Here is a 21,506-nt window from a genome sequence, read left to right as displayed (position 1 = left end):
TGATTAATGTTTAATTTTAATTTGGTAGTACCTTAAAAGCCCTGACTAAATGTAGTCGGGGCTTTTATTATTTTGGGGCCAGCCGTTATAGTGTCTTAAGTTATACATGAATAAAAACAGAGAGATACATGGTAGCTAGATTAATGTTATCGGATGAGGCAGAAAAACTATAGCGAATAAGGAGTAAAGGCATAAGACATAACAACTCTGATATGTTCTTCAATACTAATGAATCTGCATTTTATGAAAAGACTAATTTTATACTAAACGACCCTTTCTCCTTTGATCCCCTCACCGCCTACCTCTAGAGAGAGTTACAGCATCCCCAAACTATCGCGCGAGTAATCCCGCATTTTGGATGTCGCAATGTAAAATTCGTGTGAAATATATGTGACTCCGTGCGCAAAAACAAACCAATTTTATGCTGGATTCATCGATAAAACCGCATCAAAAATCTGCCTTAGTTGTTTTCATAAAGTGATAAATAAACAATAACTATTTAATTTTAAACACTATTATTTTGAGTGAATTTTTGTTTTGTAGCGGTCTATTGTCATTTTTTCGGTGCTTGATTGTACTTGTCTATACGAGTATATGTTAATAAATACTCAAGCAAGTAATGTCGTCGATACGTGAAAAACTGATTGAAGGAAATTGCCGTGACTGCCCAAAACAGATTCCGTGATAATGAGATTCGAGCCTCGCGTGGCACAAAACTGACTGCCAAAAGTTGGCTGACCGAAGCCCCATTGCGTATGTTGATGAATAATCTTGACCCTGAAGTGGCTGAAAATCCAAAAGAATTAGTGGTTTACGGTGGTATTGGCCGTGCAGCTCGCAATTGGGAATGCTACGACAAAATTGTGGAAAGCCTGACTCATCTGAATGATGACGAAACCCTACTGATTCAGTCTGGCAAACCTGTTGGTGTTTTCAAAACTCACAGCAATGCACCCAGGGTATTGATTGCTAACTCTAATCTGGTACCTCATTGGGCTAATTGGGAACACTTCAATGAACTGGATGCTAAAGGGCTGGCTATGTATGGCCAGATGACCGCAGGCAGTTGGATCTATATTGGGAGCCAAGGCATTGTGCAGGGCACCTATGAGACGTTCGTTGAGGCAGGTCGGCAACATTTTGACGGTAGCCTGAAAGGGCGCTGGGTATTGACCGCAGGATTGGGTGGCATGGGGGGCGCGCAGCCGCTGGCAGCAACATTGGCGGGGGCATGTTCCCTGAATATTGAGTGTCAACAGAGCCGTATCGATTTTCGTCTTAAAACCCGTTATGTCGATGAACAAGCCACTGATCTGGATGATGCGTTAGCGCGGATTGCAAAATACACGGCTGCCGGTGAAGCTGTTTCTATCGCATTGTGCGGTAATGCCGCCGAGATTTTACCTGAGCTGGTACGTCGTGGGGTTCGCCCCGATATGGTGACCGACCAAACCAGTGCTCATGACCCATTGAATGGCTACTTACCAAAAGGTTGGAGTTGGGAAGAATATCGCCAACGCGCCCAAAGTGAGCCGGTGCTAGTCGTTAATGCTGCCAAACAATCAATGGCCGAACATGTTGAAGCGATGCTGGCTTTTCACAAGATGGGCATCCCGACGTTTGATTACGGCAATAATATTCGCCAGATGGCGCAGGATATGGGGGTGACTCAGGCGTTTGATTTCCCTGGTTTTGTTCCTGCTTATATTCGCCCGCTTTTCTGTCGTGGTATTGGCCCATTCCGTTGGGCAGCGCTCTCCGGCGATGCTAACGATATTTATAAAACGGATGCTAAGGTAAAAGAGCTTATTCCTGATGATGAGCATCTACATCACTGGTTGAACATGGCCCGTGAACGCATTAGTTTCCAAGGGTTACCGGCCCGTATTTGCTGGGTGGGGTTAGGCCAGCGCGCCAAATTAGGCCTGGCTTTTAACGAGATGGTACGCACGGGCGAATTGTCTGCTCCGATTGTCATTGGCCGCGACCATCTGGATTCTGGCTCTGTTGCCAGCCCCAACCGTGAAACTGAAGCCATGCAGGACGGCTCTGATGCAGTATCTGACTGGCCATTGCTTAACGCCCTGCTAAATACTGCCAGCGGCGCTACCTGGGTATCATTGCATCATGGCGGCGGTGTGGGGATGGGCTTCTCACAGCATTCCGGCATGGTAGTGGTCTGTGATGGCAGTGACGATGCGGCTGAACGTATCGCCCGAGTATTACATAACGATCCGGCCACCGGTGTCATGCGTCATGCTGATGCGGGTTATGACATCGCCATTAATTGTGCACAAGAGCAGGGACTGAATCTGCCAATGATTGCCGCGACTCAAGGGAAGAAATAATGAAAACAACCGTAAAAACAATGACTCTGCGCCCTGGTCTAATGACTTTGGCAGATTTGCGGCAGATTTATCACCATCCGGTTCACATCACTCTGGATGACAGCGCTCACTCCGCTATTAAGCAAAGTGTTGACTGCGTGCAAACCATATTGGCAGAGAAGCGCACTGCTTATGGCATCAATACTGGTTTTGGCCTGTTGGCATCGACCCGCATTGCTACCGAAGATTTGGAGAACCTGCAACGTTCTATTGTCCTTTCCCATGCAGCAGGTGTCGGTGAACCTAACGATGATGCCATAGTGCGCCTGATTATGGTGCTGAAAATCAATAGTTTATCGCGTGGTTTCTCAGGTATTCGTTTAGAAGTGATTCAGGCACTGATCACCTTAGTTAATGCAGAAGTTTATCCACATATTCCACTAAAAGGTTCTGTGGGCGCATCGGGCGATTTAGCTCCGCTGGCACACATGAGTTTGTTGTTATTAGGTGAAGGTAAAGCCCGCTATCAGGGCGAATGGCTGGATGCGTGCACAGCATTGGCTAAAGCAGGCCTACAGCCTCTCACGTTAGCGGCAAAAGAAGGGCTAGCTCTCCTTAATGGTACGCAGGTTTCTACTGCTTATGCGCTGCGTGGCTTATTTGAGGCTGAAGACTTGTATGCTGCGGCCTCTGTCTTTGGCAGCTTGACCGTGGAAGCAGCATTAGGCTCTCGCAGTCCATTTGATGCACGTATTCATGCCGTAAGAGGGCAACGTGGGCAAATAGATGCGGCTAATACTTACCGCCACTTACTCGGTGAGCGTAGCGAAGTCTCTGAATCTCATCGCAATTGTGACAAAGTACAAGACCCTTACTCCCTGCGTTGTCAGCCACAGGTGATGGGGGCTTGCCTGACCCAAATGCGGCAGGCGGCAGAAGTTCTGGCTATTGAGTCTAATGCTGTCTCTGACAACCCATTGGTCTTTGCTGAACAGGGCGATGTGTTATCTGGCGGTAATTTCCATGCCGAACCGGTCGCGATGGCGGCAGATAATCTGGCTCTAGCCTTGGCAGAAATTGGCTCATTATCAGAGCGGCGTATTTCGCTTTTGATGGATAAACATATGTCGCAGTTGCCGCCATTCCTGGTAGAGAACGGCGGCGTAAACTCAGGCTTTATGATTGCTCAGGTCACAGCGGCGGCGCTAACCAGCGAGAATAAAGGGCTGGCATTCCCATCCAGTGTTGACAGCATTCCAACCTCTGCCAATCAGGAAGATCATGTTTCTATGGCTCCCCGTGCAGGTAAGCGTTTGTGGGAGATGGCTGAGAATGTGCGCGGCATTCTGGCTGTTGAGTGGCTGGCAGCATGCCAGGGATTAGATTTACGCAAAGGATTGAAAACATCTAATACGCTAGAACCCGCACGCCAGCTGTTGCGCCAGCATGTAGGTTATTATGAGAAAGATCGTTTCTTTGCCCCCGATATTGAAGCTGCAAGCCAGCTCATTGCTCAGCGTCATATGAATGAACTGATGCCGCCACATCTGCTACCTAGTCTTTAATAACGAAAATAAGCAGTCATTGCATCAGCCTATAGGTGATCCCGGTTTAGGGATCACCTTCTCTGAACCCCTGCCTGAAAGGGCACAAATCTTGCGAGAATGTACCATGAAGAATGATTCATCCACGCTTAAACGCGGCCTCAGTGCCCGGCATATCCGGTTCATGGCGTTAGGTTCCGCCATTGGTACGGGTTTATTTTATGGTTCTGCTGAGGCAATCCGCCTGGCGGGGCCTGCGGTGTTACTCGCCTATCTGGTGGGAGGGGCAGCGGTATTTATGGTGATGCGCGCCCTGGGTGAGATGGCCGTGCATGATCCGGTTGCTGGCTCTTTCGGTCACTATGCCAGCCGTTATCTGGGGCCATTGGCGGGTTTTTTGACCGGTTGGACATATACCTTTGAGATGATTATCGTGGCGCTGGCCGATGTTACGGCATTCGGTATTTATATGGGATTGTGGTTCCCTGATGCACCACAATGGGTTTGGGTACTGAGTATTATTTTCTTTATTGGTGCGCTAAACCTATGTTCAGTAAAAGTTTTTGGTGAAATGGAGTTTTGGTTATCTCTGTTAAAAGTGACCGCGATTATTGCCATGATTGCAGCCGGCCTAGGCATTATGATGTTTGGCTTTGGTGCGGGTCATGAGAGCACCGGGGTGAGTAATTTATGGTCTCATCAAGGGTTCATGCCCAATGGTATTACGGGGGTGATTGCTTCATTTGCTGTCGTGATGTTTGCTTTTGGTGGTATCGAAATCATTGGGGTTACAGCCAGCGAGGCGAAGAACCCAGAGAAAGTCTTACCGCGTGCTATCAATACTGTCCCTGTGCGTATTTTGTTGTTTTATGTTTTAACTTTATTTGTCCTGATGGCTATCTATCCTTGGAACAGTATTGGACAAAATGGCAGCCCTTTTGTAGAGATTTTTAGCAGTTTAGGCATCAGTTCAGCCGCTAATATTTTGAATTTGGTGGTTATTACAGCGGCTATTTCGGCAATTAATAGTGACATTTATGGCGCTGGTCGCATGATGTATGGCATGGCACAGGAAGGGTTGGCACCCAAGTGCTTTAGCCGACTGACCCGTAATGGTGTGCCATGGATGACTATTTTAGTGATGGCGATTGCGCTGTTATGTGGTGTGGTGCTGAACTATCTGATCCCCAAAAATGTGTTCCTGATTATTGCCTCGATTGCGACTTTTGCGACGGTTTGGGTCTGGCTGATGATTCTGATATCACAAGTGGCAATGCGCCGTTCGATGAGTAAAGAAAATGTCGCCCGTTTGGCCTTCCCGGTGCCGTTTTGGCCAGTGGCACCTATTCTGACCATTATCTTTATGGCATTTATTATTGCGGTTTTGGGGTATTTCCCTGATACCAGAATAGCTATGTATGTCGGGCTGGGTTGGGTTGCCTTAATGACTCTTGCCTGGTGGGTTTGGTTGCGTAAGGCCGCACCGCGGGTTATCCAAGAACCGATAGAAAGTCACGAAGCATAGCCTGGGTCACCTATTAACAGGCCGCTGACTACAGACTCAGTGGCCTATTTATTCTTGTCAGGTTGTTCGGTAGTTCCCACCGATAAAGCTTTAATTAAGGTGCTATTCAAACGCCATAATTTAACGAGCTATTTAATTTCATAGAAAAACCTCAAAGATTCTAGCTTATTAAACTACTTGTGGATGTTTATTTGCTAGAAATAACTGCATGTTAACTTTATTAACCCGGCACTATATACCAAGGTTATATTTTGCGTTTAAAGTAGCGGCGTAGACAGATGGTGATAAACTGACCTCACTCGTGAAAAATTATAAACATACGGAGTAACGCTCCATGCCAGTAATAGCCATTAAGCGGTGGACTAAACGGATTGTGGTGGTTTTGGTGGTAATATCCGTTACCATATTAGCGATACGAATTTATGATACACAACGCGGCCCACAGCTCGAGCTTTGGCATACGTTTGTACCTCATGACATGCGGGCTGCCGAAATTGATAAATCCAATTGGGCAGAGTATATAAAAGCTGAAAATAAAATATTCGATGAAGTTCGGATTAATGTTACCGATAAACTAGAGCCGCGCACTCAGGTTCCACTAAATCGTTATTATTCTGGCAGCTCGATTTATCCACCTCATTTCGCAAATGATTGGAACCGATCTTATATTATGAAGCCCGAGGGGAAACCTAAAGGTGCTGTTGTATTACTGCATGGTTTAACTGATACCCCATATAGTCTGCGTCATATTGCTGAAAATTATCGTCAGCGTGGATATGTTGCTGTGGGCATTCGTTTGCCAGCTCATGGTACTGTACCCGGTGGCCTGACTGATGTTGAATGGCAAGATTGGTTAGCAGCAACACGCCTTGCAGTCCGAGAAGCGAAAGTACTGAGTGGCCCAGATTTACCCCTGCATATTGTGGGTTTCTCTAATGGTGGCGCGCTGGCAATGAAGTACACGTTGGACTCAATGGATGATCCAGCACTGGCAAAACCAGCACAGGTTATATTGATATCCCCAATGATTGGCGTAACAAGCTTTGCCCGTTTTGCTGGCATTGCCGGTTGGCCTGCTATTTTCCCGGCCTTTGCTAAAGCGGCTTGGTTAGGGATAGTGCCTGAGTTTAACCCTTTCAAATATAACTCATTCCCAGTTAATGCTGCCCGTCAGTCTTATTTACTGACATCCGTGTTGCAGCAGCAAATTGCGCGTGATTCCAGAAATAATAAGATGGAAGAACTGCCGCCAATTCTGACCTTCCAGTCCTTAATGGACTCAACCGTCAGTACTCGCGCCGTGGTTACTGCTCTTTATAACCATTTACCGAAAAATGGCAGTGAAGTGGTGCTGTTTGACTTGAACCGTGCCGCCAGTTTCGGCCCATTATTGAGAACATCTTCTTATACTGCGTTGGCGCGTTTATTACCTCCACCACCGCGTAATTACAGTACAACTGTGATTACCAATATTTCGCCACAAAGTAATGAAACCGAGGCGATTACCACCCTGGCAGGGGAAACCAATGAGACGGCGGTACCAACCGGATTGATTTATCCGGCAGATATCTTCTCGTTATCTCACGTGGCATTGCCATTCCCAATGAGTGATTCGCTGTATGGCCGCGAGCCAGAGTCACGTGACCAATATGGTATCAGCCTGGGGACATTCGCAGCCCGTGGTGAGCGCTCTGTACTGGTGGTTGGATTAGATTCATTGATGCGTATTTCATCGAATCCATTCTATCCGTATATGTTGCAGCGCATAGATGACAAAATAGAGACACCGGCAAAATAACATGGCTTCTTAAGCCCCCAATTGGGGGCTTTTTCATAATAAATACCCGCCATAAAATCTAGCTTGCTATTATATAGCGCGCTATATATATTATTAGAATCAACCCAACATACTGAGAATAAAAGGTGAAAAATCCATTACTACTGGATAAGCAGCTGTGCTTTGCACTGTACTCCGCCAATTTGGCCCTGCATAAAGTTTACCGTAAGCTGCTGAACCCACTGGGTTTAACCTATCCTCAATACTTAGTCATGTTAGTGTTATGGGAGGGGGATGAATTAACTGTTTCTGATATTGGGCAGCGGTTGTTTCTGGACTCCGCCACATTAACACCTTTGTTAAAGCGCATGGAAAGTGCCGGTTTATTGATGCGTTCACGCGCCAGAAATGATGAGCGCCAGGTGATAATCCGCTTGACGAGTCAAGGCCAAGATTTGCGTGAAGCAGCGCAAAAGATCCCTACCGCCGTTATCGGTGCAACAGAATGTGATCTTGAAAAAATATCTGATATAAAACAGCAGCTTGAATTGTTGCGGAATAATCTGTCGCAACACGTTTGAAGATTATAGATGGGGTGCTTTTGCCCCGTCGTGCTCAACCGATTTGCATACCCTGACTTAGCCGAATAAGTGGGGTATATGTTCTACACTTACTAATAGATAACTAATTAAGTAGCGCACGATTTAATCGTGAGTTATCTAACTGGTTGTATCGCAAGTCTATATCCGACTATGGCGGGTATATTCATATTTACTAACCCTGAAAGGAAAGCACTATGTCTATTGAAAAAGTCGTATACCGTGCCAAAGCAAAAGCCACGGGTGGACGTGATGGCCGGGCAACATCCTCTGATGGTGTACTGGATGTGAAATTGGGCGTACCTAAAGAGATGGGTGGTGCCGGTGGCGCGGTCACTAATCCGGAACAACTGTTTGCTGCGGGTTACTCAGCTTGCTTCCTTGGTGCTTTGAAGTTTGTGGCATCAAAAGAAAAGGTGAAAGTGCCAGATGATGCCAGTATCGAAGGCACTGTGGGCATTGGTGCTATCCCAACAGGTTTTGGCATTGAAGTTCAGCTAGATATTAGCCTGCCAGGTATTGAGCGCAGCGTAGCAGAAGATTTGGTGAAAAAAGCCCATGTTGTCTGCCCCTACTCCAATGCAACACGTGGCAATATTGATGTCACTTTAAACATTAAATAAACCAATTACTCGCCACCCAAGCCCATAAGAATTACCTTGTGGGCTTTTGCGTGTTAAAGACTCTCCCCGTACTTTCTATGTTCTATTTTCAAGCCAATAAAGGGTTATATCCTGCATAGACTCTGTGGCTATCTGCGGATTTTCTCATTAAGAATTGTTAAGATGATTCTGTAAATGAAATCAATAGCGTGCTTATCAGTTTTACACTGAACCTGAGGGGGAGTTCACTGTCTGATTGATTCAAGCCGCAAATAGTGTCTTTGGAGACCTTGCGTTATATGGATAGAGTTAAATCTTTATCACAGCAAAGCATATCTTTGTTGTTAGCTGTTTATATTGGTATTTTCCTGAATATCTCTGTCTTTTATCGTCGTTTCGACACCTTCAGCCAAGGTATCCAGGGCATAAAAGTGGTGTCAGCTATCATCGAAGTGATGGCCATTATTCTTTTCACCTTTTTTGTGATGCGGGTCATTTCGCTCGGTGGGCGCTGGTTTTACCGAGTGGCCGCCACCTTATTGGTGCTAATTTCTGTTGCTGCCAGTTATTACATGACTTTTTTCAATGTCGTGATTGGTTATGGCATCGTTATTTCAGTCTTGACCACCGACACTGACCTTTCTAAAGAAGTCATTGGGCTGCATTTTGTTATCTGGATGGTACTGGTCAGCGCATTACCCCTGCTGCTTATCTGGAAAAATACCCTACGTTTGACCTTGCTGGAGCAATTTCGCACACCGGGTCAGCGTGTTAAACCTATCTTATTGATGGCGGTCGCTGTCGCGCTAGTTTGGCTACCTATTCGCTACCTGGATAAAGTGCAGCGCGCCGATGAGCAACTGAATACCGTGGACTTACCCAGTTATGGGGGAGTGGTTGCTCACTCATATTTGCCCTCTAACTGGTTGGCTGCGTTGGGTTTATATGCTTATACCCAATATGATGAAAGATATGATGCGGCGACATTGTATAACCCCGCGGAACATTTCACTTATGTTGCACCAGCGGGTATTGATGATACTTATGTTGTATTTATCATCGGTGAAACAACACGTTGGGATCATATGGGGCTTCTGGGCTATTCACGTGATACCACTCCGCGCCTAAGCAAAGAAAAGAACTTAGTCGCTTTCCGTGGCACTTCTTGCGATACCTCCACTAAGCTTGCGCTGCGCTGTATGTTTGTGCGCGAAGGTGGCACGGAAGATAATCCACAGCGCACCCTGAAAGAGCAAAATGTGTTTGCCGTGTTGAAATCCTTGGGATTCACTTCTGAATTGTTTGCGATGCAGAGTGAAATGTGGTTTTACAACAATGCGAATACCGATAATTATTCATTCCGAGAGCTGATTGCTTCAGAAAAACGCAATGATGCTAAACCAGTGGATGACATGTTGCTGGTTGATGAATTGAAAGAATCGCTGGCGCATTATCCGGTTGGTAAGCACCTGGTGGTGCTCCATACCAAAGGCTCACATTATCTTTATTCCCAACGTTATACTCGGGACTATGCTCGCTATCAGCCTGAATGCATGGGTGTGGATGATTTTTGCAGTAAGCAGCAATTGGTAAATGCTTTTGATAACAGCGTGTTGTATACAGATTCATTTATCGCAAATGTCATTGACCAAATGCGTGATAAGAAAGCCATCGTATTCTATGCTGCGGATCATGGGGAATCTATTGATGATAACTCTCACTTCCACGGCACCCCACGGGAAATGGCTCCGGCTGAACAATTCCGCGTGCCATTGATGGTCTGGACATCAGATAAATTTCTGGCACAACCTGAAAATCGCACGGCTTTTGAGCAACTACAGGCAGAGCAGCGGGTTGGTAAAACTCACCGGCAGGTCGAGCTGTTTGACTCAATCTTGGGATGCTTAGGCTATACCTCGCCAGATGGCGGTATTAATGCAGAAAATAATTGGTGTCAGGCCCCTGCGCGGCATGTTCAGCCGGCTCTGTAGCTAATTATTTTTAACCGTGATTTGATTCTTGATACCAATCCACCTAGTAATTATAAGGTTGCGGTATACTCCAGCCTCGAACTATCCCGGCTGGAGCTCTTCATGACTTACCGTGTTGCTTTTATTGATGATCACGACATTGTGCGCTCAGGTTTTGCCCAGTTGCTTGCTCTGGAAGATGACATTCAGGTGGTGGGGGAGTTTAGTTCAGCAAAACAGGCGCGTGCAGGTTTACCGGGCATACAGGCCAATATCTGTATTTGTGATATTTCTATGCCTGATGAAAGTGGATTGGATTTATTGAAAGACCTCCCATCGGGGATGGGCGTCATTATGTTGTCAATGCATGATAGCCCGGCTTTAGTGGAGATGGCATTAGAGCGCGGTGCGCGAGGCTTTCTCAGCAAACGTTGTAAACCGGAAGATTTGGTTTCTGCCGTCCGAACTGTTGGCAGTGGTGGCGTCTATTTGATGCCAGATATTGCCCAACAACTTGCCCGTATTGCGGTCGATCCTTTGACCCGCCGTGAACGCGAAGTCGCCGTATTATTGGCACAAGGCAAGGAAGTGCGCGATATCGCCGAATTACTCGGCTTGTCGCCCAAAACCGTGCATGTCCACCGCGCTAACTTATTTGCCAAACTCTGTGTCAGTAATAATGTTGAATTGGCGAAGCAGGTGCTGAACCTATGATTCAGCGCTTTATCATGTTGTTAGCATTATTCTTTATTTATACCACCGCGGCTTTTTGTTTATGGTCAGTCGGCACCCAACTTGTTGACCATCCGCTACATGCGATGCTGCTGTTCCCTTTCGGCTTGCGCATGGGAATTTTATTACAAAGCCCACGCCAGTATTGGCCAGGAATTCTACTGGGTGACACCTTGTTATGGTGGCTGCTGACTGACCAGTTTGGCGATGTTTCTCTGCTGTGGTTTGCTATTCCGCTACTGTTGGCCACCACCTTATTGGCTGCGTTGGCATCCCCCTGGTTACTGCGTCATCAAAAAAATGACAGCGAATGGCAATGGCCATTAATGCAGGGCGCGGTGATTTTTGGTGCGGCATTGATACAAGCATTGGGATGGCAACTCGCCAGTAATCAAGGTGCTATGGCACTCTTGTTGGGGCTGGTGGGCGGTTTTACTATCGCCCCGACGTGCCTATTATTGTGGCATTATTTGGCGCGACAGATTTGGCTTCCTTTGGAGCCAGGTCTGATTCATAAGCCCATTAATCTGCGTCTGCATCATATTTTGTGGTATCTGCTGCTCTTTGGTTTGAGTATCTGGCTGCAAAATCACGTCACTGAGTCAGATTTATATCTCTTCGCCCCATTCTGTTTGGCAATCCCTATTGTATTTATGTCTTACCGCTATGGTTGGCAAGGGGCTTCTGTCGCCACATTACTTAATGGGGTGGTGTTACTGATTAATGCCTCTGGGCAATTAACATCTCACCGCGACCTGCTGCTGTCACTGCTAGCGCAAAGTTTGACGGGGTTATTACTGGGGGCGGGGATTCAACGCCAGCGGGAGCTAAACCAGCAGTTACAACTCCGCTTGAATGAAAATCGTGAGTTGGCGAAAGCCTTGGTGGTGGCAGAGGAACATACCCGCCGCGATGTGGCGCGCGAGCTGCATGATGAAGTGGGGCAGACTGTCACGGTTATTCGCACCCAAGCCAGTGTTATCAAGCGCTTAACCGCGCAACCGCCGGTTTTAGCTTGCGCGGAGATGATTGAAACACAGGCATTGCGGGTCTATGACGGTGTCCATGATGTGCTCGCCAAACTATGGCCTGCGGCATTAAATAATTTGCCTTTGTCGGCGGCTATTGCCGCATTAATGCGCGAACTTATCCCGCAAGATCAATCTGTTGTTGGCGTATTATATTGGCAAATTGATGATGCCCAGATAGATGAGACACTCAAAATTACGCTATATCGTCTTTGCCAGGAAGGGGTAACCAATGCCTACCGCCATGGTGGGGCCAGCCGGATTGAAATTAATGCCAGGCAAGATAATCAGAAAATATACCTGATGATCCGCGATAACGGCAAAGGTGTCGATTTGGCCAGTATCACGCCAAGCTATGGATTACGCGGTATGCAATCGCGCGTGAGTGCCTTAGGGGGCAGTTTTAGTTTTAATGTGGATGACGGGACTTGCTTGAATGTGATCCTGCCCACAATTTCTTTGCCTGCGGATGGAAACTAAGAAATATTCTCGTATACGGCGAGAGTTTCTCTGATTAGTTTTGTGTGCGTACGGATCATGATGATTTTACTTGTAAAATATCCTGGGGTTTAACATGTGGTCCTTCCTCAAAAGCCGCGATACTGTGGCACCGGTAACGAATCAAGAGCAAATTGACTCATCTTATAAATACTGGCGAATTCAATTAATGTGGACGATGTATATCGGCTACGCTGCTTTTTATTTCACTCGTAAAAGTTTTAACTTCATTATGCCCGCGATGTTGAGTGACTTGGGCCTGACGATGTCTGATGTCGGAATTTTAGGGACATTATTTTATATCACTTACGGCTGCTCTAAATTTATTTCAGGGATGATTAGCGACCGCTCAAATCCGCGTTACTTTATGGGCATTGGTCTGGTCATGACCGGGATTATCAATATCCTGTTTGGGATGAGTTCTTCGCTGTTAGTCTTTGGTTCTTTGTGGATTATTAATGCATTCTTCCAAGGATGGGGCTGGCCGCCATGCTCTAAAATACTGACCAGCTGGTATTCCCGCTCCGAGCGCGGCAGTTGGTGGGCCATCTGGAATACGTCACATAACTTTGGTGGCGCATTAATTCCCTTATTAGTTGGCTTTATTTCTCTGCACTTTAGCTGGCGTTACGGCATGATTGTCCCCGGTATTATTGGCGTGGTGATAGGCTTGCTGATGTGTTGGCGTTTGCGGGATAAACCCAGCACTATGGGGCTGCCTAGTGTGGGTAAATGGCGTAATGATGCTATGGAGCTGGTGCAAGAATCTGAAGGTCAGGGATTATCCAATAAAGAGATTATTAAGCGCTATGTGCTGACCAACAAATATATTTGGCTGCTGGCGGTATCCTATGTATTGGTTTACATCGTCCGCACTGCAATTAATGACTGGGGTAATCTTTATTTAACACAAGAGAAAGGCTATTCATTAATGACGGCTAACTCGGCAATTTCATTATTCGAAGTTGGCGGATTTATTGGCTCGCTGGTTGCTGGCTGGGGGTCTGATAAGTGGTTCCGTGGTAATCGGGGGCCAATGAACCTGATTTTTGCCATTGGGATTTTCCTGTCTGTTGCATCATTGTGGGTAATGCCCGGAGTCAGTTATGTATTGCAGGCGGGTTGCTTCTTTGCCATTGGTTTCTTTATCTTTGGCCCTCAGATGCTAATTGGTATGGCGGCCGCGGAATGCTCGCATAAGGATGCTGCCGGCGCTGCAACGGGCTTTGTGGGGTTATTTGCTTACTTAGGTGCGGCCTTATCTGGCTACCCGATTGCACGAGTGATGGAAGTCTGGCACTGGAATGGTTTCTTTGTGGTGATTTCGGTGGCGGCCTGTTTATCTGCTTTCTTCTTGCTGCCATTCCTGAGGGCGCAATCACCGCAATTGAAGACGGCCGAAGCGCAGATCTAGCGAAAATGATTCACTTTTAGCCACGGATGATGATTTTAGCAACAGTCGCCAGTGGGTTGTTAAAAAGTGATTGACGGCCCAGACGCGTAGCAGTAAGATGCGCCCCGATTCGGCGAGTAGCGCAGCTTGGTAGCGCAACTGGTTTGGGACCAGTGGGTCGGAGGTTCGAATCCTCTCTCGCCGACCAAATTTAAGAACCCTGACGGAAACGTCAGGGTTTTTTTGTGTGTGTTTTTCTCAGTATGGCCAGAATGTCATCTCAGTCTCTCTCAAACCCATCATTATAATTTCTCTTTATATTCTCAATAATCTCCTTTTATCTTATTTATATTGCTGCTGTTTAGAACTATATATTTATTATTCGTCTAACACATTATATTTTCTTCGTTATATTGACTTCTCTCTAGTTAAAAACCCTAATGGATATAGCCTCAGCTGGGAAATACAAGCAATATTATAGTTAAACTAATTATATAAGAGGGGATTTATGACTTTAAATAGTGGTAATAAAAGACGTGTTTTATCAGTGCTATCTTTCTCAATAATACTTTCATTTTATGGTGTGTCTGCTACTCATGCCGCAAGTATTATCGCTGATAAATCAGCACCTAATCATCAACAGGCCGATATAAAAATAAAACCGCCTGGGTTACCTGTACCCTGTCGGATTATTGGCGGTTGTGGCGAAATGACAACTATAAATATTCAAGCACCCGATAAAAATGGATTGTCACACAATAAATATACTCAATTTGACACGCCACATTTCCATGATGTTGTTACTCTAAATAATGCATTATCACGTGAGGTTAATGGTAATCCACATCTGCAAGGAATGGCGGCAAAGATTATTTTAAATGAAGTCAATGCTGATAAAGCCAGTATCCTTAATGGGAAGGTAATGCTTGCTGGGCAAGATGCCCATGTTATTATTGCGAACCCCTCTGGCATTGAATGTAATGGCTGTTCATTTACTAATGTATCTCATCTGACATTAACCTCCGGGACACCACATTTCAGTAATAATAAGCTACAAAAATTTAGAGTAATAGAAGGGAATATAAATGTTAATGAGGGGAGAATAACTTCAGGACTAACACATCAAGGCCGTGCTGATACACCTGCCTATCTCGATCTATTCGCTAATAAAATCAATGTTAATGGTAAATTGAATGCAGACGATGTTTTCCTCGTCGCAGGAAAAAATGACATAGCATTATCATCTCCGGGACAAAAAATAAATATATCATCATTAGTGGCTCGTGCTGACATGCCGACATTATCCGATAATATTGATATTAGTGAGATGGGGGGGATGTATGCAAATAAAATACGTATTGTCGCTGAAGGGAATATAAATAACTCAGGTAGAATTAATTCAAAAGGCTTGCTGCTGATGGTTGCTGGCGGCGATATTTATAATACAGACACCTATATACATGGTAAGAATGTACGGCTGGTGAGTGCGGGTACAACTCATAATATAGTGTCAGCAATTTATGGAACAGAAAGAGTGAGGATAGAGGCGAAAGAACTTATTAATAATGATGGTTTTATAGTTTCTGATAAGCGAATTAACATCCGTTCTGATAACCCCGTTGGAAGCATTAATGGAGGTGAGATCCGGTTGATGGGGAAACAAAATAAAGAACAGCAAAGTGGTGGAATAGGACGTTCTGCGTAAACACTCTTCCAAAAATATAAATATTATTATTAATCAATTAGCCACCTTTGTGGCTAATTGCGCAGATAGCTTTTCATTAAATTATTTTACTGAAATGGAGTTTATGTGATGAGGTTAAATTTAATAAGTGAGGGGATTAAAAATAGAAACAATAAAAAATTCATAACGGCGAGATTATTTTTTCTTTGGGCGTTAATTTTTATCTTTCCTGTGGTTGCTTATGCCGATATTAATCAAAACCAAGTTGTTATTTTAGAGCAGCAACAACGGGATTTAAAAAATAGCCTCATGCTGCCATTGTCTCATGCCAAGATGAACAGTGAACCTGTGCAACCAGAAGGCACTCTCTTTTCAGATGAAATATCCTGTCTGGTCATTGACCGTGTAGAACTGGTTAATGTAGCTGCTTTTCCCAACGCCGCGCGTTTAATAGCCTGGGCAAAGCAAGTTCAGGGACAATGTTTGGGTGAGAAAGGGTTATCCGCATTGCGGAATAAACTTCAGTGGCAAATGGTGGATGACGGTTACATCACTTCACAAGTTACTTTTACGACAGACAGTTATACTGACGGGGTATTATCAATCGCCTTGATTCCTGGCAGGGTGAAAGGGATTGAACATCATCAAGACAGCGACAATTATGCCCAGCTGAATACATTGTTCCCTAACCGGGCAGGTGATTTGGTGAATTTGCGCAATATTGAACAAGGGCTAGAGAATTTACAACGCTTACCTTCGGTGAGTGCCACCATGGATATTCAATTAAATCGTGACGATTTAACTAGCCAGATTGTGGTAAAGCGGCAGCAATCTCGTTTCTGGCGTATCAATACTTTTCTTGATGATGCCGGCCATTATGCCGTTGGTCGCTATCGTGCGGGCGCAACGTTATTTCTCGATAATCCGTTATCGTTAAGTGACCTGGCTTATATTTCCATCAGCCGTGATTTGGATAATCATGATGATAAAGGGAACAATAACGTAGCCCTGCATTATTCAGTTCCCTTGGGTAATTGGCTGTGGAGTCTCACCGGCTCTCGGGGCACTTACTATCAATCTTTGTTATTGGCCAATACCGCGTTTAAATATCATACCCACTGGCGTTCATTAGATATACAAATTCAACGTCTTTTAATGCGAGGTTATAACTACAAAACAGTGGGTTATACTGGCACAATAATTCGTCAATCCAAGGGGTATTTTGCTGATGTAAAACTGGATGTTCAACAGCAGGATACGGTTGATTGGCAACTCGGATTACAACATTTGCATTATACCCGCTGGGCGACCATGACCGGTGGGATTAATTATCAGCAAGGAACACAATGGTTTGGTGCGCGCCCATCACCCAAGGCGCAGCTAATTAATGTCACAGCTTCCCTGGATATTCCTTTTGCACTGGATGAACAGCGCTTTTATTTTCAACCTTCCTTTAGTCAGCAATATTCACGCAATAAACTATTGAGTAATAATAAATTTTCTGTTGGTGGGCGCAGTTCAGTACGTGGTTTCCCAACGGGCAGTGCATTGATAGGATCTCAAGGATGGTTTTTAAAAAATAATATTGCCTGGATAAATCGACGCGTTGGCAATCAGCTCTATCTAGGTGTGGATTATGGTGCAGTTAGCGAAAGTGGTGGGTTATTCTTGCATAAAGACCGTTTGGTGGGGGCAACTGTAGGGGTTCGGGGCAATTATCGTCGGTTTGGTTATGATTTGAATGTTGGGATTCCACTTGATAAACCAGCTAATTTTAACACTGACCCGGTAGTTTTAGGTTTTACATTAACTTGGCAATACTAGTTAATTATCTTTGTGTCATTAGGCTTAGTATCATAATAAATATATCTATTTTGCATATTTAAGGTTGTGGCCATTAAATTATCAGATGAATATATACCTGTTATTATTTTATGAAAATAATTGGGGGTAAAATGAGCAGGTTAACTATATATTTCTCGGAAGTGCATAAGGAATTTTTCAATAAATTAAATTTCATTTGTGTGTTTTTGATTTTATTGTTTTTTAGCCATTCTTTATTTGCCAGCATTGTTAGTGACACTACAGCACCAAAATATCAACAACCTGATATTCATCACTATATTGAGGAAAGAAAAACATGTAAAGCTCAAAATGTTCACTGTCAGGGAGCGAAGTTCACCACGATAAATATTACCACGCCAAATGAAAAAGGATTATCACATAATAAATATGATGAATTTACGCTAAAACTAGGTCGTGGGCATAATAAAGTGTTTTTTAATAACCTTATGATTGATAGCCCTGGATTTATTGGTAATCCAAATTTAGTCGACAAAGCAGCAATGGTTATTTTAAATGAAGTGACATCAAATAAGAAAAGTGAATTACATGGGCACTTGGCTGTAATTGGTCATAAAGCTGATGTCATTATTGCTAATCCATCCGGAATTTATTGTAATGGTTGCCAATTTAGTAATACAGATCACGTCATACTGACAACAGGAATCCCAACCTTTAGGTCTGGAGATCTAGGCGGTTATTATGTCACTCAAGGAAAGATAATCATTAGCAGTAATGGCTTAAAACATAATGATAATTCTAATGTTTTTCTAGATTTATTCTCCGCATCACTCATCATAAATGGCGAGGTAAGAAGTGGAGATATTCTGACCGCAACAGGTAATAATGATATTGGTATCATGCCAATAAAAGGTAGCGTAGACCTAAAGCCCATCGGTGATTTATCTAATAGCAATAAAATTGATGTCGTCGTCGATGTGACTAAACTTGGCGGTATGTATGCTAATAAAATATTCATTTATTCTAAGGATGGTGGCATTCATAATAAAGGCATTATTGAAGCCGAAACAATGGCTGATTTAGTCTCTGCTTCATTTATAAAAAATAATTTCGGAAAAATAGATTCGCCTAAAATCAGAATCAGAAGTTCGGGTGATATTGATAATATTGGAGGAAGAATAAAAAGTCGACGGCAAGGACTAAGTTATAACGCCAATGATAAGTTTGGGATTAGAATTTTTGGTCGTAATGTTAACAATAGCACGGGTAGCATTTATATTAACAGTGGACATATTTCTGTTGGGGCAGTGGACTCAATTACTAATAGGGATGGAATTATTAAATCAATAGCAGTAACTGGAGGGGCGGATATAAAAATAAAGGCGAAAAAAGTCAATAATGATAATGGTTATGTCATTACGACTCAAAATATAGAGATTGATGCGACTGATTTAGCTAATAATCGAGGAAAAATCGTTAGCGCGTTTAGTCATGTGGATCTGCATTACAAAACCTTAAGCACCGAGGATGGCATAATACATGGGGGGATTGAGGTCAAAAGCGAGGTTAAACCTTGAGCAATATACCTTGTTATCCTCTGCTCAGAAACTGATGCACTGAAATGGGGCGCCATAATTGTGCATCTGGCCGGAGAGTTATGCTGGCTCTTGGTTGTACTATGTTGGCCAGCAATGATTTTGCTTTTTTAATGACACGCAAGATGTGCGCGATCTCGGTTGTATGTGACAACATTCACGTCACTTATCTGCTGTCTCAGTAGCATTTCCATCTGTTTTCTGTCGAATTTACAAAAATATCTGAACAGATATACATCAATTAGCAACAAAGTTTTTTTGTTTGTTAATGGATGTTACAACTGCTTTATTTAATTCAGCCAGTTCATCTCTCTAGTTAATGGCTAATAGCATAAATTTTAATGCTGATAATGTTAACAAGAAGTTTTTTTTATGTTTGCATGCTGTTTCTCATTGTCTTGATAAATCCTTTCAAACCATATTGACGTTGCCATCAACTGTTGCCAAATTGGTACCCTCAGGGGCAGTAATCGAGAGCAGTTTGGGTGATTTCACTCATTCAAAATTGTCGTCGCGATAAGATTTATCCGGCATCTCAATCCCGCATCCCTGCGGTTAGTAGGCCAAAACGGTACAGCCCGTGGACTAAAAAATTATAGGGCCTGACCGTACACACAACACACATCACCATAATGGAGCACAAGCGATGACGATTTCCTTGGGAAAAACAGGGATACTGAAATTCGGTATTGGGCTGATTGCACTGACCGTAGCGGCCAGTGTTCAGGCGAAAACATTGGTTTATTGTTCAGAAGGTTCTCCGGAAGGTTTTAACCCACAACTTTTCACCTCTGGCACGACTTATGATGCAAGCTCAGTACCTATTTACAACCGTCTGGTTGAATTCAAACTCGGCACGACGGAAATTGAACCAGGCCTGGCTGAGAAGTGGGAAATCAGCGAAGACGGCAAAACCTATACTTTCCATCTGCGTAAAGGTGTGAAGTGGCAAGATAATAAAGACTTCAAACCGACTCGTGATTTAAATGCTGATGATGTGATTTATTCTTTCATGCGTCAGAAGGATGATAAACATCCGTACCATAAAGTATCTGGCGGCAGCTATGAATACTTCCAGGGTATGGGTATGGGTGATTTGATCACCAATGTGGTTAAGGTTGACGATAATACCGTTCGCTTTGAACTGGCGCGCCCGGAGTCTCCATTCCTGGCAGACCTGGCAATGGACTTCGCATCAATTCTGTCAGCTGAGTATGCGGACAATATGTTGAAAGCGGGCACCCCAGAAAAAGTCGATTTGAACCCAATCGGCACCGGCCCATTCCAGTTGCAGCAATATCAAAAAGACTCTCGTATTCTTTATAAAGCATTCCCTGGCTACTGGGGCACCAAACCACAAATTGATCGTCTGGTCTTCTCTATTACACCTGATGCATCAGTTCGTTACGCTAAATTGCAGAAAAATGAATGTCAGGTTATGCCATACCCTAACCCGGCTGACATTGCTCGCATGAAAGAAGATAAAACCATCAACTTGATGGAGCAACCGGGCCTGAACGTCGGGTATCTCTCTTTCAACGTTGAGAAAAAACCACTGGATAACCTGAAGGTTCGCCAGGCATTGACTATGGCTGTCAATAAAGGAGCCATTATTGATGCGGTTTATCAGGGCGCGGGCCAACCGGCTAAGAACCTGATCCCACCAACTATGTGGGGCTATAACGATGAAGTGAAAGATTACGCCTACGACCCGGCTAAGGCGAAAGAGCTGCTGAAAGAAGCCGGTCTGCCAGATGGCTTTGAAATCGACCTGTGGGCAATGCCAGTTCAGCGCCCTTACAACCCAAATGCCCGCCGTATGGCTGAAATGATCCAGTCCGACTGGGCGAAAGTGGGTGTGAAAGCCAAGATTGTGACCTACGAGTGGGGCGAATACCTCAAACGTGCCAAAGATGGCGAGCATGAAACTGTGATGATGGGTTGGACTGGGGACAATGGGGATCCGGATAACTTCTTCGCCACCCTGTTTAGCTGTGATGCGGCCAAGCAAGGTTCCAACTATTCAAGATGGTGTTATAAGCCGTTTGAAGACGTGATCCAGCCTGCGCGAGCTGAGTCTGACCACGACAAACGTGTTGCTCTTTACAAACAAGCTCAAGTTGTGATGCACGATCAAGCACCTGCGCTGATTATTGCTCACTCAACTGTGTTCGAGCCAGTACGTAAAGAAGTGAAAGGCTATGTTGTTGATCCGTTAGGTAAACACCATTTCGAGAACGTGTCCCTGGATTAATTTTAACCTTGATTTATGTATGACCGGTGAGCAGATTAGCTGCTCACCGGTTTCTTCATTTAGGTTAAAACAGATACAGATGTGAGCCACATAACTTCTCTCAATAAGTGTCATTGTCGCAGTAATTTTGAGTATGGACAGCAGCCCGCACCGAAACACGCAATACGTGACGGTG

At 44.5% G+C, this 21,506-nt stretch carries 14 protein-coding genes and 1 tRNA gene; all 15 read left to right on the top strand.

Annotated features, from left to right (window positions below):
- Positions 1-659: 659 nt before the first annotated feature.
- The 15 genes from hutU to dppA all read left to right on the top strand — a co-directional run bounded on the left by hutU (position 660) and on the right by dppA (position 21,331).
- Complete coding sequence (gene hutU, locus YROHD0001_RS12920; RefSeq protein ID WP_032816324.1) at positions 660-2,348, top strand: urocanate hydratase; 1,689 nt, start codon at positions 660-662, stop codon at positions 2,346-2,348.
- Complete coding sequence (gene hutH / locus YROHD0001_RS12925; protein WP_032816323.1) at positions 2,348-3,892, top strand: histidine ammonia-lyase; 1,545 nt, start codon at positions 2,348-2,350, stop codon at positions 3,890-3,892. The genes hutU and hutH overlap by 1 nt, the downstream gene beginning before the upstream one ends.
- 106 nt (positions 3,893-3,998) lie before the next feature.
- On the top strand, positions 3,999-5,396 hold the full coding sequence (locus tag YROHD0001_RS12930) for an amino acid permease (RefSeq protein ID WP_032816321.1): 1,398 nt from the start codon (positions 3,999-4,001) through the stop codon (positions 5,394-5,396).
- 334 nt (positions 5,397-5,730) lie between these two features.
- Positions 5,731-7,194: an alpha/beta hydrolase gene (locus YROHD0001_RS12935; protein ID WP_032816320.1), complete on the top strand. Its 1,464-nt coding sequence runs from the start codon at positions 5,731-5,733 to the stop codon at positions 7,192-7,194.
- Positions 7,195-7,319: 125 nt separating this feature from the next.
- Entirely contained in the window at positions 7,320-7,754 is a 435-nt protein-coding gene (locus tag YROHD0001_RS12940) for a MarR family winged helix-turn-helix transcriptional regulator (protein ID WP_004713821.1), read from the top strand.
- 215 nt (positions 7,755-7,969) lie between these two features.
- Positions 7,970-8,395 (top strand): organic hydroperoxide resistance protein, encoded by a 426-nt coding sequence (locus YROHD0001_RS12945; protein ID WP_004713820.1) that lies wholly within the window; start codon positions 7,970-7,972, stop codon positions 8,393-8,395.
- Positions 8,396-8,673: 278 nt separating this feature from the next.
- Entirely contained in the window at positions 8,674-10,365 is a 1,692-nt protein-coding gene (gene eptB / locus YROHD0001_RS12950) for a kdo(2)-lipid A phosphoethanolamine 7''-transferase (RefSeq protein WP_004713818.1), read from the top strand.
- A 102-nt stretch (positions 10,366-10,467) separates the two neighbouring features.
- Positions 10,468-11,058: a response regulator transcription factor UhpA gene (uhpA, locus tag YROHD0001_RS12955; RefSeq protein ID WP_004713817.1), complete on the top strand. Its 591-nt coding sequence runs from the start codon at positions 10,468-10,470 to the stop codon at positions 11,056-11,058.
- Positions 11,055-12,584: a signal transduction histidine-protein kinase/phosphatase UhpB gene (uhpB, locus tag YROHD0001_RS12960; protein WP_032816318.1), complete on the top strand. Its 1,530-nt coding sequence runs from the start codon at positions 11,055-11,057 to the stop codon at positions 12,582-12,584. Before uhpA ends, uhpB begins: the two co-directional genes overlap by 4 nt.
- A gap of 94 nt (positions 12,585-12,678) precedes the next feature.
- Positions 12,679-14,016, top strand: coding sequence for an MFS transporter (gene uhpC, locus YROHD0001_RS12965; protein ID WP_032816317.1), 1,338 nt, complete (start codon positions 12,679-12,681; stop codon positions 14,014-14,016).
- Between the two features lie 110 nt (positions 14,017-14,126).
- Positions 14,127-14,203: transfer RNA gene (locus YROHD0001_RS0117450), tRNA-Pro, on the top strand.
- A 300-nt stretch (positions 14,204-14,503) separates the two neighbouring features.
- Positions 14,504-15,700: a two-partner secretion domain-containing protein gene (locus tag YROHD0001_RS12970; RefSeq protein ID WP_004713813.1), complete on the top strand. Its 1,197-nt coding sequence runs from the start codon at positions 14,504-14,506 to the stop codon at positions 15,698-15,700.
- A 108-nt stretch (positions 15,701-15,808) separates the two neighbouring features.
- Positions 15,809-17,503 carry a ShlB/FhaC/HecB family hemolysin secretion/activation protein gene (locus YROHD0001_RS12975; RefSeq protein ID WP_032816315.1) on the top strand — a complete coding sequence of 565 codons (1,695 nt, stop codon included), beginning with the start codon at positions 15,809-15,811 and terminating at the stop codon, positions 17,501-17,503.
- A 131-nt stretch (positions 17,504-17,634) separates the two neighbouring features.
- Positions 17,635-19,059 carry a two-partner secretion domain-containing protein gene (locus YROHD0001_RS12980; protein WP_081452033.1) on the top strand — a complete coding sequence of 475 codons (1,425 nt, stop codon included), beginning with the start codon at positions 17,635-17,637 and terminating at the stop codon, positions 19,057-19,059.
- Between the two features lie 664 nt (positions 19,060-19,723).
- Positions 19,724-21,331 (top strand): dipeptide ABC transporter periplasmic-binding protein DppA, encoded by a 1,608-nt coding sequence (gene dppA, locus YROHD0001_RS12985; protein ID WP_004713810.1) that lies wholly within the window; start codon positions 19,724-19,726, stop codon positions 21,329-21,331.
- Positions 21,332-21,506: the final 175 nt, after the last annotated feature.

The organism is Yersinia rohdei ATCC 43380, assembly GCF_000173775.1.
GTDB lineage: Bacteria > Pseudomonadota > Gammaproteobacteria > Enterobacterales > Enterobacteriaceae > Yersinia > Yersinia rohdei.
Note: the sequence above shows the minus strand (reverse complement) of the source record. Positions and strands in the feature narration are given on the sequence as shown.

Bases quoted from the DNA above. Each gene is read 5' to 3' on its own strand.
- hutH (WP_032816323.1), top strand. From the start codon at position 2,348: ATGAAAACAACCGTAAAAACAATGACTCTGCGCCCTGGTCTAATGACT.
- YROHD0001_RS12970 (WP_004713813.1), top strand. From the start codon at position 14,504: ATGACTTTAAATAGTGGTAATAAAAGACGTGTTTTATCAGTGCTATCT.
- YROHD0001_RS12935 (WP_032816320.1), top strand. From the start codon at position 5,731: ATGCCAGTAATAGCCATTAAGCGGTGGACTAAACGGATTGTGGTGGTT.
- uhpB (WP_032816318.1), top strand. From the start codon at position 11,055: ATGATTCAGCGCTTTATCATGTTGTTAGCATTATTCTTTATTTATACC.
- uhpC (WP_032816317.1), top strand. From the start codon at position 12,679: ATGTGGTCCTTCCTCAAAAGCCGCGATACTGTGGCACCGGTAACGAAT.
- uhpA (WP_004713817.1), top strand. From the start codon at position 10,468: ATGACTTACCGTGTTGCTTTTATTGATGATCACGACATTGTGCGCTCA.
- eptB (WP_004713818.1), top strand. From the start codon at position 8,674: ATGGATAGAGTTAAATCTTTATCACAGCAAAGCATATCTTTGTTGTTA.
- dppA (WP_004713810.1), top strand. From the start codon at position 19,724: ATGACGATTTCCTTGGGAAAAACAGGGATACTGAAATTCGGTATTGGG.
- YROHD0001_RS12945 (WP_004713820.1), top strand. From the start codon at position 7,970: ATGTCTATTGAAAAAGTCGTATACCGTGCCAAAGCAAAAGCCACGGGT.
- YROHD0001_RS12980 (WP_081452033.1), top strand. From the start codon at position 17,635: ATGAGCAGGTTAACTATATATTTCTCGGAAGTGCATAAGGAATTTTTC.
- YROHD0001_RS12975 (WP_032816315.1), top strand. From the start codon at position 15,809: ATGAGGTTAAATTTAATAAGTGAGGGGATTAAAAATAGAAACAATAAA.
- YROHD0001_RS12930 (WP_032816321.1), top strand. From the start codon at position 3,999: ATGAAGAATGATTCATCCACGCTTAAACGCGGCCTCAGTGCCCGGCAT.